The following is a 14396-nucleotide window of genomic DNA, read 5'->3' on the forward strand; positions in this document are numbered from 1 at the left end:
TCGGGGACGGTCCCGCGCAGGTCACGGCTTGATCGACCTGGAAAGTGGTCTTGCTTTGTGCAACGTAAAATTGTACGTTGCACAAGTTCACATCATGAGGCCCGCGTCACGTGGGCCATGACACGAGGAGTACTGCGTGTCCTCCCAGCAGTCCGCGGTCGGCCAACCGGCCACCAACCGCCGTGTGCTCATCGGCAGCCTCAGTGGCAGTGCCATCGAGTGGTTCGACTTCTTCCTGTACGCCACCGCCGCGGCGCTGATCTTCGACAAGCAGTTCTTCCCCAACGACGATCCCGTCATCTCGTTGATGCTGTCGTACCTATCGCTGTCGCTCACCTTCTTCATCCGCCCCTTCGGCGGCATCGTCTTCTCCCACATCGGTGACCGCATCGGGCGGAAGAAGACCCTCGTCATCACCCTGTCGATGATGGGCGGCGCCACCGTCGCGATCGGTCTCCTGCCCACCTACGCCCAGGTCGGCGTCCTCGCCCCGATCCTGCTCATCCTCTGCCGGGTCGTCCAGGGACTGGCCATCGGCGGCGAATGGGGCGGCGCGCTGCTGCTCGCCTACGAGTACGCGCCCAAGAACCGTCGTGGCTTCTTCGGTTCGGTGCCCCAGACCGGCGTCACCATCGGCATGCTCCTGTCCACGATCGCCTTCGCGCTCGTCAGCATGCTGCCCGACGGAGCCTTCGAGGCCTGGGGATGGCGACTGCCCTTCATCGCCAGCCTCGTCCTGGTCTTCGTCGGCCTCTGGATCCGCAAGGGACTGGCCGACACCCCCGCCTTCCGCGAGGCCAAGAAGAGCGGGAACATCGCCAAACTGCCGATCAAGGACACCCTGCGCGACCACTGGCGGTCGGTCCTCGTGGCGGTCGGCGCCAAGGTCGTCGAGACCGCGCCGTTCTACATCTTCGCGACCTTCGTGGTCAGCTACGCCACCGGCACCCTGGACATGCAGCAGTCGGTGGTCCTCAACGCGGTCAGCGCCGGCGCCCTCGTCAGCACCATCTCCATCCTGCTCATGGGCTCGCTCTCGGACCGTCTCGGCCGCTCCACCGTCTTCCTCGGCGGAGTGGTCCTCATCGCCGCCTTCGCCGCCCCGTTCTTCCTGTTGCTCGACCTGCGCATGAACTGGGCCGTGTACGCCGCCGTCATCATCAGCCTCGGTGTGGCCTGGCCCCCGGTCACCGCCACTCTGGGCACCCTGACCTCGGAGATCTTCACGACCCGGGTCCGCTACACCGGTGTGACCCTCGGCTACCAGATCGGCGCCGCGCTGGCCGGCGGCACCGCCCCGCTGCTGGCGACCTGGCTGCTCGCCCGCTTCGACGGCGCCTGGTGGCCGATCGCCGCCTACCTGGTGGTCCTGGCGGTCATCTCCTTCGCCGCCGTCGCCGTCTCGGGACGCGTCGTCCGCAAGGAGACCGCGGCCATCGCCCGACGTGAAGGAACCGAGAAGACCGAGGTCGAAGCATGAGCATCGAAACGAACACGACGACCGAGACCGCGCCGCCGACCGTGAACGGACTGCCGTTCGTCGACGCGGAGGAGGTCCACCGCCGCATCGACCCGGACCGCGCCCGCCGGCTCATCGAGCAGGCCCTGCGCGACGGGTTCGACCCGGCGGACGACCCGGCCCGCTCCCACGCGAACGCCGGATCGGGGCATCTGCTGCTCATGCCCTCGACCCTGGGCGACTGGGTCGGGGTCAAGGTCGCCTCCGTGGCTCCCGGCAACCCCGAACTCGGACTGCCGCGTATCCAGGCGACCTACGTGCTGATGGACGCGCGCACCCTCACCCCGCGGCTGTTCGTCGACGGTGTCAGCCTCACCTCGCTGCGCACCCCGGCCACCTCGGCCGTGGCCGCCGATCACCTCACCGCGCCGGAGGCCTCCCGCCTGGTGGTGTTCGGCAACGGACCCCAGGCCGTGGAGCACACCGTCGCGATGGCCGGGATCCGCGAGTTCACCGACATCAGACTCGTCGGTCGCACCCCGCACAAGGTGAGGGCCGCCATCGAGGAACTCGCCGGACGCGGTGTCACCGTCGAGGCGGGGGCTGCGACCGACGTAGCCGAGGCCGACCTCGTCGTGTGCGCCACCTCCAGCGCCGACCCGCTGTTCGACGGGTCCATGGTGCGCGACGGGGCGTGCGTCGTGGCGATCGGCTCGCACGAACCGGACCGCCGTGAACTCGACGCCGCCCTCATGGGGCGTTCCCAGGTCGTGGTCGAGGAGCGGAGCGCCGCGCTGCGCGAATGCGGGGACGTGGTGATCGCCATCGATGAGGGCACCCTGACCGAGGACGATCTGCTCGGCCTCGCCCCGCTCGTGCGCGGGGAGCTCTCACGCCGGACCGACCGACCCAACGTGTTCAAGGGATCGGGCATGTCCTGGCAGGACCTCGCGGTCGCCGTGGGTGTGGCCCCCACGGACTGACCCTTCCCAACGCGGCACCGTCCGCCGCGTCCGTCCGGGAGGGTCCTTCCTCCCGCCCCGGACGGGTCACACGGGGCTCGGCCCGGCGTCCTCCAGCGCCGCGGCCGGGCCCTTCTCCATGTCCAGAGGGGCTAGGGACGCAGGCCGGGGCCGAGGTAGTCCTCGGCCCGGTCCCCGCCTTCGAGGGCGACGAAGATCCGTGAGGTGTCGTGCGGCCGGGCCGGGTCGTAGAGCACGGTCACCGGGCCGCCGATAGAGAGGACACGGCCCCGGGGGAGACGTTGGATCCTCTGGACCCAACGGCGTTGTCCCCGAAGGTCGGTGAAGGAGAACGTCCAATGCGTCACGGAGGGGCCGGAGTCGTTCGAAACGGGAAGGGTGAGCTCGGTGACCTCACCGGTGGTGCGGGTTCCCTCGCGCAGCAGCCGGCCGAGGAGCTCCCGTCCTCTTCGTTCCCGGACCCGGGAGAGGAACCCGAAGACCAGGGACAGGACGAACACGATCGTCGCGAGGCCCGGCGCCCACCAGCGCATCGCGTAGGAGAACCAGGCACCGGTGCCCCAGGCCTCGTGCTCACCGAAGACCGGATCGATCGCGGTGCCCACCATGTCGACCGGGGCCCACAGGTAGGTCGTCGCCCACCACATCGTCACGGCGATGCCCAGGAACCAGAGGGTCACCGGACGGGGGTGGATGGAACGCCCGCCCGAATATCGGTGGCTCCAGTGGCTGTAGGCGAGGAAACCGATGATCGAGCCGATGGCGGCGATCGGGGTGACCCAGTAGGCCATCGTCGACTCGGTGTCGGAGAAGACGCTGTTGACCGTCGACACCCGGACCCGGTCCATGATCGCCGAGACGGCGTAGCCGACGGCGCCGCCGGCGAGGACGAGTGTCAGCCCGCCGACGAGGGTGAGGATCAGGGCCTTGGGGCTTCCGACCAGTCGCCGTAGACGGGCCTCCCGCGCGGCGGCGGGGTCGACGGTGCTCACAAGGGTCCTCCGGACGTCGGGGGAGCACTGACGTGTCCCGTTTCTCCTGATTCGAGACATCCTATGATTCGCGATCGACCCGCCTCTGTCTGGGGATACCCCTGGTGGGAGCGCCTGCCCGCGAGGATCGGGAAAACGGGTGGAGGGGCCGCCGAACCTCCCCCTAAGGTGACGGCATGATGCCGGTGGTGTGGTTGTCGGGGACGTCGGGCGTGGGAAAGTCCACGGCCGGCCATGGGATGTTGCGGGCCATGGCGGAACGGGGTGTGACCGCGGCCTTCGTGGACGCCGACCAGGTACGTCTGGCCGCCGGCGTCCTCGCCGAGGAGACCGAGCTGGTCGCCTCGGGTCTGGCCGCTCTCGCCCCTCGCTATCGGGAGGCGGGGGCACGACTGCTGCTGGTCGCCGGTCTCGTCGACGGCCCCGGCCATCTCGCCCGCCTTCTGCCCGGGGCGGACCGGGAACGGATCCTCCTCTGTCACCTGAGCGCCGACGCCGCCACGCTCCGCGAACGGATCCACCATCGCGGCTGGGCGGTCGAGCGTGCCGATGAGGCCGTCGCGTACGCCGAGCGGGTGGATACGGGTCGGGTCGACCTTCACCTGGACACCGGCGGGATGACCAGGGAGAGGGTGGTCGACCACCTGGCCGCCGTGACACTCGAACGCCTGGGACCCGTGCTCGCGGAGGCCGCGCCTTCGGAGAGGGCGGCCGACACCGCGAGGAGCGATGGGCGCGTGCTCCTGGTGACCGGTCCCGGCGGAGTCGGAACGTCCACGATCGGCTTCGGGGCCTTCTCCAGGATGGCCGGGGAGGGGCGCGCGGTCGCCTACGTCGACACACGACAACTCGGTCTGCTCGGCGCGGATCCGCACGGGAGGCACCTGTCCGGCCTGCGCGCGGACAACGCGCGGGCACTGATCGGTACTCTCACGGCGGGCGGTGCGAGGACGGTCGTGGTCGGCGCGGACCTCGACACGGCGCGGTCGCTGGGAGACGAGGCCGAGAGCGTCGTTCTGCGAGCCCGTCCGGCGACACTGGAGGAACGACTCCGACTGCGCTCCGAAGGCGTGGGGCCGCCCCTCCCCGGCGACCCGCGGAAGGGGATCGGCGGAGAGGGGTTGCGACGGGCGATCGCGAGGAGTGTCGAGGAGGGCGCTTCGATCGAGGCCCGTCTTCCGAAGGCCCGGACGCTGTCCACGGACGGCGTCGAACCGTCCGCCCTGGTGGAGGCGATCCTCGAGGCCCGGGACGAACCCGGGCCGCGGTGACGGGGGCGGCCGGGACGAGACTCAGCGGGCCGGGGCCTCGTCCGCCTCCTCGGTCTCCGGAACGGAGAGGGCCGCCCGGCGGGCGATCACCGCGCAGACGAGCAGTTGGATCAGATGGAAGACCATCAACGGGAGCACGTACATCCCGACCTGCTCCGACGGGAAGAGCAACATGGCCATGGGGAGCCCGCTGACCTGGCTCTTCTTCGAGCCGCAGAACATCAGCACGACCCGATCGGCCCGCTCCATCCGGACCAGCCGGCCCAGGCCGGTGAACAGCCCGAGCACGACGGCCAACAGCACGCACGAGACCAGGATGACCACGAGCAGCTGGGTCGGGGGAACGACCTGCCAGAGCCCCTGGGTCACGCCCACACTGAACGCCGCGTAGACGACGAGCAGCACCGACCCCTGGTCGACCACCGAAACGATCCGGCGGTGCTCCTTCAACCACGGTCCGATCCGGCCGTGCAGGAGCTGACCGGCGACGAAGGGCACCACGAGCTGTCCGAAGATCCCGAGGAGGGACTCGGTGGTGATCTCGACGGTCGACCCCAGCAGGATCGCGGCGAGCAGCGGGGTCAGGACCACGCCGAGCACGTTCGAGACGGACGCCGAACTGACGGCCAGCGCCACGTTGCCCCGGGCGATCGAGGTGAAGGCGATCGAGGACTGCACGGTCGACGGCAGGATGCACAGGAACAGGAACCCCGTAGCCATCACCGGGCTCAGTACCGAGGACGGCAACGCGACGATCGCCAGCCCCAGGAGCGGGAACACCAGGAACGTGCAGCCGAGGACGAGCAACTGGAACCGCCACCGGGAGAAACCGCGACGCGCCTCCAACGGGGAGAGCTTCGCCCCGTGCAGGAAGAACAGCAGACAGATCGCCGCGACGGTGATGTACTCCAGGGCGTCGGCCGCCGCCCCTCGGGCCGGGACCAGGGTCGCGACGACGGGGAGGAGGACCAGCAGGAGCAGGAACGGATCCAGGAAACGGGGTAGACGGGAGAGCATCCTTCGACTGTGCCGGCAGGGTGTTCATTCGGAAACGGGGATACCGTACTGACTGTCTGCACCTATCGTGATGACCATGCGGAACGAGCTCGACCTGACCCGGATGCGCACCTTCGTCGCGGTGGCCGGGCAACTCAGCTTCTCAGGGGCCGCGCGACGCCTGGGCCTGAGCCAGTCCGCCGTCAGCCAGCAGGTGCGGCGTCTGGAGGAGGAGATCGGACGCACCCTCCTGGAACGCGACACCCACACCGTGCGCCTGACCGCCGAGGGCGAGACCTTCCTCGGCTACGCCCACCGCATGCTCGACCTGAACGACGAGGCGATCGGCGCGGTCGCCTCCTCACAACCGCGTGGGCGCGTACGCTTCGGTGTCTCCGAGGACTTCGCGTTGACCCGTCTCCCGGACTTCCTACGCCGGTTCCGGGCCCGCCACCCGCACATCGATCTGGAGTTCACGGTGGAGCTCAGCGTCATGCTGCACCGCAGACTCCGGGCCGGGGAACTCGACGCGGTGCTCGCGATGCGCCTGAACGCCACCACGGGTGTGGACGCCTTTCGGCCGCGCACCCTGTTCCGCGACCCTCTGGTGTGGGTCTCGGCGCCCGGGGTCGAGATCGAGGAGGATCAGCCGGTGCCCCTGGTGCTCTACCCCAGGCCGAGCCTGACCCGGGACGCGGCACTGGACGCGCTGATGTCGGTCGGGCGCGCGCACCGTGTGGTCTGCACCTCGGGAAGTCTCAGCGGGCTTCGCGCCGCCGCCCTGGCCGGACTCGGCGTGATGCCGTTCGCGCGTTCGCTCACCCCGGACGGGCTCGTCGACCGAGACCACGGTCTGCCCGTCCTTCCGGAGACGACCTTCGTCCTGATGACCCGCGGCACCTCCCTGTCCCCGGCGGTACGGGCGCTCGTCGACGCGCTCCAGGACGACCACCGGGAACTACGCGTCGACCCTCGCTGACCCCGTTCGAAGGCCACCGCGGGGCGTCTCCACGAGCGTGGCGAAGGCCGCTCACAGTGGTTCGACGGTCCTTCGCGGGCTCGCGGCGATGACGGCCTCCAGGGCCTCCACCGAGGTGCGCAGCGTCTCGATGCGCTCCAACAGTCCGTCCCGTTCGGTCACGAGCTCGTCGTACAGATCCGCGCAGGCCAGACCGATCCCGTCCTCGTGTTGAGCCAGGCACGGCAGGATGTGCACGATCTTGCGGGTGCTCAGACCGGCTTCGAGGAGGGAACGAACGCGTTGGACCAGGACCACGTCGTGCTCGTCGAAGATCCGGTACCCGCTGGGCAGACGTTCCGGACGCAGCAGCCCCTGTTGCTCGTAGTAGCGCAGGGAGCGAACGCTCACCCCCGACCGTCGGGACAGCTCACCGATACGCACGACCCCGCCCTTCGACTTGACTCTCACATCGATGTCAGAGTCTAGCGTCGACGGCATGTCGCAAACCCTCGATACACCCCGTGCCACGGGTGTGCCCCGTCCTCTGGCCGGGGCCTTCGTACTCGGCGCGTTCGCCCTGGGGACCTCGGAGAACGTGATCGCCGGGGTACTCGCCCACCTGTCGACGGCCCTGGCGGTCCCGGTCTCCACCGTCGGTCTGCTCGTCACCGGTTACGCGGCCACGGCGGTCGTCGCCGGACCGCTCCTGTCCCTGGTGACGGGGGGACTCCCACTACGACGTCTGGCCCTCCTCGCGCTGTCCCTGTACGGAGCGGGCACCGTGGTGGCGGTCATCGCCCCCGCCTACACCACGCTCATGGCCGCGCGGATCATCACCGGGGCCCTGCACACCACGGTGCTCGTGACGTTCATGCTCTCCGCCGTCCGCCTCGCCCCGGAAGACCGCAGGGGGCGCGAGGTCGGCCGGATCACCCTGGGCCTCGGAGCGGCGACGGTTCTGGGGGTTCCGCTCGGAAACCTGCTGGCCCAGACCCTGGGATGGCGGTGGGCCTTCGGTCTCATCACGCTGTCCATCCTCGTCACCCTGGTGCTCGTGTTCATCTCCTTCCCCCGCGACGAGGCCCCTCGCGGTTCCACCGGTCCGGGCTCCCTTCGCGTGTTGGCCCGAGGGCCGGTCCTGGGCGGAGTGGCGATGAGCGCGGCGGCGGGGCTCGGCGCGATGACACTGCTCGCCTACGCCGTCCCGTTCCTCACCGACGGCGCGGGTGTGCCCGATCGGGCCGTCGCCCCGATCCTCCTGCTCCAAGGAGCGGCCTGCCTGGCGGGGAACCTCGTCGGCGGGGGCCTCGCGGACCGGAACCTGCCTCGGGCGCTCACCCTCTCCCTGTCCATGACCGCGATCGCCCTCGTCATCGCGGCCCTCGTCTCGGGGACGGGGCCGGGAGCGGCGATGGGTCTGGCGCTGGTCGGGTTCGCCTATTTCTCCACCCTTCCGCCCCTGAACACCTGGATCGCGACCAAGGCCGAGGGCATCGCGCCCGCCCTCGCTCTCGCCGTCAACAGCTCCGCCTTCAACGTCGGCATCGCCGCCGCGGGCCGGCTCGGCGGGGTGGTCTCGTCCGGCCCGCTCGGGCCGGGAACGCTCCCTCTCCTCGGGGTCGCGCCGCTCCTTCTGGCCCTGGTCATCGCCCGTTCCCCGAGAGCCCGATGACATCACCGCCCCCGGTGCCCGCGGGTGTTTCCCGAGATCGACGTTCCTTTCCGCCGACGAGGGCGATTCTCTCCCCGTGTACGGCGGGGCCGCCGGTTCCGACCCGAACCCGTGGACGGCGTCGACGATGAATCGGGTGAAGGGTTCGATGGTTTCCTCCTCGGGGGGCGAAAAACCCTTTCGGGATCGCCGGTGCGGAGGGGCGCGTTATCGGGAGTACGCACTATTCCGGTGACGATCGGCTCTCCTCTGGATGAACCGGGAGATGAACGCCGTGGGGTCGCCTCTCCGAAGGGGTGATGCTCTTGGAGACATCTACCCCTCTCGTGTCGAACGTGCATTCGATGGATCTCGTGTTCCGAACGGGGGCACAACTTTTCCGGTGGCCGAATGTGGCCGTTCACGGGTGAAACCGAGCTCCCCGGAAGGATTTTTCGCGGGGTTTCCCGTTTCCCACCGGACGGGCCTCGGGAAAACGGGTCCCTGGGCCTTTTCCGGCCGCCGAAGGCACTCCAGGATCGGTCACCGGGGTACGCGGCCCGCGTGCCCCGGTGACCGATCGGAAGGGGTTCTCCATGCCGGGATGTTTCATCAACTACAGGACGGGCGACGGCGAGCACGTGGCCACGCTGATCGACCGCGAGCTCGGCCGGCGTTTCGGGCCGGACGAGGCGTTCCGCGCGAGCCGCTCGATCGAGGCCGGACAGGACTATGTACGGACCCTCGACGCGGCCGTACGCCGTTGCGACGTCCTCATCGCGATCATCGGACCGGCCTGGCTGGACAGCCCGCACCGCTCCGACGGGGTGGGTCGGGCCCTCGACGACCCCGACGACTGGACCCGACGTGAGATCGCCACCGCCCTGTCCCTGGGCACCCCGGTGATCCCCGTCCTGTTCGACGACGCCCCTCGACTGCGCGAGGCGGATCTGCCCGAGGACATGCGGGGCCTGGCCCGGTGCCAGTACCGCCGGTTCCACCACCGCTCGGTCGACAGCGATCTGGAAGAGGTCATCGAGGCGGTGGAGGTGGTCGTGCCCCGGCTCGGCGAGATCGGCGAACGGCCCGCCGAGGAGGGGGCCGTTTCCTCTCCGATCGCGGAGGTGGCCAACACCATGCGCGACGTGAGCGGTGGAACGGTCGCCCAGGCCCGCGAGTTCCAGGGCGTCAACGAGATCAGCGGGACGACCCGCGACGTGGTTTTCGGCAACTCAGGGACGGTGAACACCGGCTCCGGAACCCAGTACAACGGTTCCACCGTGCACAACGGAACCGGCGATCAGTACAACGGTTCCACCGTGCACAACCGAAGCGGCGACCAGTACAATGGTTCCACCGTGCACCACGGCACCGGTGACCAGATCGGGGTCCAGAACCTCCACGCCCCGCGTCACCGTGGGGAGGCCGGGTGAAACCGGTGGAGACGCCCCCCACGAGGATCATCTCGGGTAACGACGGTGCGGTGAACACCGGCGAGGGGTCTCAGTACAACGATGCCTCCGTGCACCACGGCACCGGCGACATCAATCACCACCACTACTTCTCCGGCTCCGCCGAGGCCGCCAGGTTCGCCATGGACGACCGAGGACGACTGCGGCGCCCCCGCACCGTGGTCGCCTCGCAACGCCTGGAGGAATTGCGCGCCCACTACGTGGCCCCGCCCGGATACGACGAGGAGAAGCGTCGAAGGGAGCTGGAGGAGCACGGGGTCCTGGTCCTGACCGGACCTCCCGGCGTGGGCAAACGGACCTGCGCCCAGTTGACCCTCGTGCCGAAGGGGAGCGAAGGCCTCGTCGACCTGCGCGAGGTCCAGGTGGAGGTCGATCCGCGTCCCACCCTCGACGCCGGAGAGATCCAAGAGGGCGAACGGCTCATGGTGGAGCTGACCGGGCTCACCTGCTCGGTCTCCGAACTACGGACGAGCCTGGTCTCCCTCGCCTCCCAGGCGCAGAACGTGAAGGCGCGGCTGATCCTCCTCGCGGAGGAGGAGGATGTCCGCGACCTCCCCGACGAGCTGCGGGAACGGTCGGTCACCCTGCGCCGTCCCCACGGCACGAAGGTCCTGTACCGGCACCTGGTCCGATACGGGCTGTTGCCCGATCACCGGCACGAGAGCACCGCCCTTCCCCTGGAGCTCCCCCTGCTCCCCGGACCGGTGGTGGAGTGGCTCGGCCGGGCCTCGATGTCGGAGATCGAAGGTCTGGCGCGTCGCGCCGGAGAGGACCACCAGAGCGAGGGCGGGAGAGTCGGCCTCGGGGAGCGGCTCGAACGGGCGCTCGGGCAAGGTCACCCGGCCGCGGACAAGGCCGTGGCCGAGGCCGAGGGGCGGGGCCGCGCGATCCTGTTGGCCGCCGCCTTCCTCGAAGGAGCCGAGCTCGACCGCCACTCCGCCGCCGTCGAACGCCTCCTGCCGATCGTCCGTACCCCCGAGGACGAGACCCCTCCGCTGGAGAGGGCGGGTTTCACCGAGGAGATCGCCCGTGTGGGGGTCACCCTGGACGAGGAACGCCGGATCGGGTTCTCCTCGCCGGGCTACGGTCGTGCCGTCCGCGAGGCCTTCTGGGACTCCTATCCGCACCTCCAAGGCGAGTTCGCCGCGTGGATCGACACCTGCCTGGACGATCCGGGGCTGTCCCCGGTCGATCGGGACGCCGTCGCCGAACGCTGGGCGGGCCAGGCGTTGCGCGCCCAACGGCTGGAGGAGCTCTTCGAACGCGTCTACAAGTGGTCCTTCGAACACGGTCCGCAGGCGGCGCTGTTGCTCTCCTCGGTCCTGGAGGACACCCGGCACGGAGGGGCCGCGCGGCAGCAGATCTACAGGTGGGCGCGGACCGAGGCCCTTCCGGGCGCCACGGCCTACGTCCTGGTCGCGGTCTGTTCGGAGGTCCTGGTCACCACCCACCCCGATCAGGCCCTGGTCCGGTTGCACCACCTGGCGGGCAACAAGGACCCCGACGCCGCGGCGGCCGCCCGTTCGGCGCTGCTCCGGTTGGCCGAGGACCCCTTCCTGTACCGACGGCTGCTGCGCCGGGTGAGCAACAAGCTGGCCGGCCCCGATCGGAGGAACAGGCCGATCGACGGGGACCTGTTCGAGGATCTGACCACACCCGCCAGACTCGTCGACGGTCCTCGACCGCAGGCGAGGAGGCCCGACGTCGGAGCGTGGACCCGCGCGGGGCTTCCCGTCGTGCTCTTCCGTGATGCCGCGGCGGCCTCCCGCTACTGCGAGCGGCTCCTGGAGCATCCCGGAGCCCTGGCCGACATCCTCGCCCGGTGGCTGGTCACGGCGGCGATGGACTCAGGACGGCTCTCCTCCCTCTACGCGGCGGCCCTGCGCTGGGCCTCCGGCGGCGAGTCCGGTTCCCGCCGTTCCCGGGCCGACGCGCTCCTTCGACACATCGACGCGGCACAAGGGCTCGATCTGTCCCCCCGACCCCTCGCATGAAAGGAACCCCCCTCGTGAGCCCCAAAGCGCGCAACCGCCTCCTGATCATGGTGGTGGCGGCCGTGGTCGTCCCCCTCGCCGTCCACCCGCTGGCCGGGCCATGGACGTGGGTGTGGGCGCCGCTGCTGCTCATGCTCCTCGCCCTGGTGCTGCTGATGACCGCCATCGGCGGAGAGGACCCCCGCCTGACCTCGACGGCCATGACGATGGGACCCCCGCCCGTACCCGACCGCCCGGACGAACGGCGGGAGACCCGGTCGATCCGGGTACGCGATACACGAATGGCGAGCCTGACCGAGGACTACGAGTTCGTGTTCTCCGCCGACGTGCGATGGCGATGGGTCGGTGAGCCCGACGAGAGGCTGCGCAACCCGGAACGGGCCGCGGCGAACGTGATCGTGACGAAGGCCCAGGCCGAGGTGGGACGCTACCGGGCCGACGAGGTGGACATGGCCCTGCACTCCCTGGCCGCGAGGTTGGGCGAGGCGGCGTCGGTCTACAACGGCCTCTTGGAGGTGTGGGCGGACGACGTGACGCTCGGCCTCATGGAGGAGGACGCCGAACGGCTCAGGCGGATCGCCGACATGCGCAAGGAGAACAACCGGTGGGAGATGGAGCGTTTCGTCGAACGGACCAAACGCACCTACTTCGCCGAGGACGTCTTCTCCACGCCGGGCAACGCGGTCATCTGGGACCTGGTGCGCAACGACGCCGACGTCGAGACCACGATGAGGAGGGTGGGTTCGCTCGCCCACCTGTCCGAGGCGGGCAAGGGCAAGGACCTGGACGACCTGCGTGAACGGCTGCGCGGATGGGACCCCGATCTGGCCTCGGCCCTGGAGGGGATCGGAGCGGAGGAGGGCTCGGGCCTCAGGACGGAGGGGGACAGGGGCCCCGGAGGGTGGTACGTCGAGGAGGAGATCCCGGGGACCACCGTCGTCCGTGAGGACCCGGAAGAGACCCTCGTCGATCTGATCTCCTCCATCGAGGACGACGACAAGCGCACCATGACCGCCGACCGGATCACCCGTGTCCTGGAACAGAGCCCCCTGGCCCCCATGGCGCCTCGGCTGCGCGAGAGGTTCGGTCTGCCCGGCGCCGCCGGGAACGAAGAGCGGTCCGAACCTCGCGAGGACGACGACCCTCCGGAGGAGGCGGGGTCCGTTCCTCCGTTCTAGACGAGGACCGCGCCCGCCCATCGACGATGGGCGGGCGTCCCCTTTCAGGGGCGGTGCAGGGCGGCCACGAGCCGAGGGCTCAGGTCGCGCACCGCCCCGTGCCCGTGATAGCGGGTCAACGCCTGGGACAGCCGGCGGAGATCGGCCGTGACCGTGGCCGAACCGGAGGCCGCCACACCGTCCAGCAGCTCTCCGGTCAGGGCACACGCGTGGTCGACCTCCCCGGCCAGGGCGTGGGCCAAGGCCCGACGCACCCCGAACCTGGTCCGTGCCCGCACCGCCGACCCCGGCAGCCGGGCCACCTCCTCGTCCAGGACCCGCGCTCCCTCCTCGAAACGGCCCAGGTCCACCAGGCACCACCCCCGGGCGACCCCCACGGGGTCGGCCACGTGGGAGGAGCCGAGGACATGGGGAGAGGGCGTTCCCTTCGGCACCGGCAACAGTTCGCGGGCGCGTTCGAGGGCACGTTCGGACGACACGAGGTCGCCCACGAGAGCGTGCCCTTGGGCCTCACGTTTGGCGGCCAGCCCCAGGACCCTCGCCGAGGCCCCCGGTTCGGAGCGCACCCGCTCGGCGAGTCCGATCGTCCGGGCCCCGTCGTGGGCGTACATCGCGACCAGAGCCCGGCGCACGTGCACATACGCGCACATCTCACGATCGCCGGCGGTCGCCGCCATCGTCGCCGCGGTGTCGGTCCACCACAACGCCGCCGAGTCGTCGCCCGCCTCCTGCGCCATCCAGCCCGCGTACTCGGCGAACCGGGCGGCCAGGCCCAGGGCCTCCTCCGCCGAACGTCCGTTCGTCCCGGCCGCCAGTTGTCGCAACGCGTTGGCCTGAGCCACCGCCAAGGGAAGGACGACCCGGGGCGCGGCCCGCTGTCCGAGGGCGCGAAGCGCCGCGAACTGCTCGCGGAACCAGACCAGGGTCTCGGGGGAGGCGGGAGAGACGGGGGAGGGCCCGGCCGCCGCCGTCACCAACGACGCGGCCCCCGCGGACAACGCGGTACGACGGTCCATCCCACTGAATTCGGTACTGCCATCGGCTTCCATGCGAAGGATCCACACCTCCTGGCTGTGGGAGGGCACCTTCGGCTCGGGGTCTCCGGACGGGGTCCGGGAAGGGGCCAGCGCGCGTAGCGCTCCGCCCGCGTCGAGCGCGTTGTCACAGATGACGGCGGTCTCGGAGGTCGGTGGTTTGGCCCCTGTCTCCAGTTTGCTCAGGTACCCCTTGCTGTAGTGGGTGACCCCGGACAGATCGGCCAGGGACATCCGGGCCTCCTGCCGTCGTCGGCGGAGCTCGGCACCGAACATTCTCGTCGCCTTCCTAGGGGAGGAGGAGTGGTTGTCCGGTGCCCGCGCGGGGGGAAACGGACGACGCCGGGGGTGCCCGAGAGGCGGAGCGGGGAAACGGGCCGATGGTCCCTCGAACGGCGAACGTCC

At 70.1% G+C, this 14396-nt stretch carries 12 protein-coding genes; 8 read left to right on the forward strand and 4 right to left on the reverse strand.

The genetic code is table 11. The annotated features are described in order from the left end of the window. Window positions 1–136: 136 nt before the first annotated feature. Window positions 137–1480 (forward strand): MFS transporter, encoded by a 1344-nt coding sequence (locus U9J66_RS17895; protein ID WP_014910854.1) that lies wholly within the window; start codon window positions 137–139, stop codon window positions 1478–1480. Then, a complete protein-coding gene (locus U9J66_RS17900) occupies window positions 1477–2442 on the forward strand; it encodes an ornithine cyclodeaminase family protein (protein WP_326338198.1) in 966 nt (321 codons plus the stop codon). Before U9J66_RS17895 ends, U9J66_RS17900 begins: the two co-directional genes overlap by 4 nt. A 131-nt stretch (window positions 2443–2573) precedes the next feature. On the opposite strand, the gene U9J66_RS17905 is transcribed toward U9J66_RS17900, so the two are convergent. Continuing rightward, the gene (locus tag U9J66_RS17905) at window positions 2574–3434 is read right to left on the reverse strand and encodes a DUF3592 domain-containing protein (RefSeq protein WP_326338199.1); all 861 of its coding nucleotides are present in this window, start codon (window positions 3432–3434) and stop codon (window positions 2574–2576) included. Window positions 3435–3610: 176 nt separating this feature from the next. Between U9J66_RS17905 and U9J66_RS17910 the strand changes: the two genes are divergently transcribed. Beyond that, window positions 3611–4705 (forward strand): hypothetical protein, encoded by a 1095-nt coding sequence (locus tag U9J66_RS17910; protein ID WP_326338200.1) that lies wholly within the window; start codon window positions 3611–3613, stop codon window positions 4703–4705. A 21-nt stretch (window positions 4706–4726) separates the two neighbouring features. Here the strand turns inward: U9J66_RS17910 and U9J66_RS17915 are convergent, their stop codons facing one another. Beyond that, on the reverse strand, window positions 4727–5722 hold the full coding sequence (locus U9J66_RS17915) for a bile acid:sodium symporter family protein (protein ID WP_326338201.1): 996 nt from the start codon (window positions 5720–5722) through the stop codon (window positions 4727–4729). A gap of 76 nt (window positions 5723–5798) precedes the next feature. Between U9J66_RS17915 and U9J66_RS17920 the strand changes: the two genes are divergently transcribed. Next, window positions 5799–6680: a LysR family transcriptional regulator gene (locus U9J66_RS17920; RefSeq protein ID WP_237449991.1), complete on the forward strand. Its 882-nt coding sequence runs from the start codon at window positions 5799–5801 to the stop codon at window positions 6678–6680. A gap of 51 nt (window positions 6681–6731) precedes the next feature. Here U9J66_RS17920 and U9J66_RS17925 read toward each other — a convergent pair whose 3' ends face one another. Then, on the reverse strand, window positions 6732–7103 hold the full coding sequence (locus tag U9J66_RS17925) for a MerR family transcriptional regulator (RefSeq protein WP_161111442.1): 372 nt from the start codon (window positions 7101–7103) through the stop codon (window positions 6732–6734). Between the two features lie 55 nt (window positions 7104–7158). On the opposite strand from U9J66_RS17925, the gene U9J66_RS17930 reads away from it, so the two are divergent. The 4 genes from U9J66_RS17930 (at window position 7159) to U9J66_RS17945 (ending at window position 12957) form a co-directional block, all read left to right on the forward strand. Further along, complete coding sequence (locus U9J66_RS17930) at window positions 7159–8334, forward strand: MFS transporter (protein WP_326338202.1); 1176 nt, start codon at window positions 7159–7161, stop codon at window positions 8332–8334. A 551-nt stretch (window positions 8335–8885) separates the two neighbouring features. Then, on the forward strand, window positions 8886–9746 hold the full coding sequence (locus U9J66_RS17935; protein ID WP_442789859.1) for a TIR domain-containing protein: 861 nt from the start codon (window positions 8886–8888) through the stop codon (window positions 9744–9746). A gap of 50 nt (window positions 9747–9796) precedes the next feature. Further along, a complete protein-coding gene (locus U9J66_RS17940; RefSeq protein WP_326338203.1) occupies window positions 9797–11779 on the forward strand; it encodes a hypothetical protein in 1983 nt (660 codons plus the stop codon). 14 nt (window positions 11780–11793) lie between these two features. Then, window positions 11794–12957, forward strand: a complete 1164-nt coding sequence (locus U9J66_RS17945; protein ID WP_042284229.1) for a hypothetical protein — start codon at window positions 11794–11796, stop codon at window positions 12955–12957. Between the two features lie 44 nt (window positions 12958–13001). Here the strand turns inward: U9J66_RS17945 and U9J66_RS17950 are convergent, their stop codons facing one another. Beyond that, entirely contained in the window at window positions 13002–14267 is a 1266-nt protein-coding gene (locus U9J66_RS17950; RefSeq protein WP_326338204.1) for a helix-turn-helix domain-containing protein, read from the reverse strand. Window positions 14268–14396: the final 129 nt, after the last annotated feature.

This window comes from Nocardiopsis sp. LDBS1602, assembly GCF_035818715.1.
GTDB classification, from domain to species: domain Bacteria; phylum Actinomycetota; class Actinomycetes; order Streptosporangiales; family Streptosporangiaceae; genus Nocardiopsis; species Nocardiopsis alba.

What these genes read in the sequence shown, in the direction of transcription:
- U9J66_RS17910 (WP_326338200.1), top strand. Translation starts at nt 3,611, where the DNA reads ATGATGCCGGTGGTGTGGTTGTCGGGGACGTCGGGCGTGGGAAAGTCC.
- U9J66_RS17930 (WP_326338202.1), top strand. Translation starts at nt 7,159, where the DNA reads ATGTCGCAAACCCTCGATACACCCCGTGCCACGGGTGTGCCCCGTCCT.
- U9J66_RS17920 (WP_237449991.1), top strand. Translation starts at nt 5,799, where the DNA reads ATGCGGAACGAGCTCGACCTGACCCGGATGCGCACCTTCGTCGCGGTG.
- U9J66_RS17915 (WP_326338201.1), bottom strand. Translation starts at nt 5,722, where the DNA reads ATGCTCTCCCGTCTACCCCGTTTCCTGGATCCGTTCCTGCTCCTGCTG.
- U9J66_RS17950 (WP_326338204.1), bottom strand. Translation starts at nt 14,267, where the DNA reads ATGTTCGGTGCCGAGCTCCGCCGACGACGGCAGGAGGCCCGGATGTCC.
- U9J66_RS17900 (WP_326338198.1), top strand. Translation starts at nt 1,477, where the DNA reads ATGAGCATCGAAACGAACACGACGACCGAGACCGCGCCGCCGACCGTG.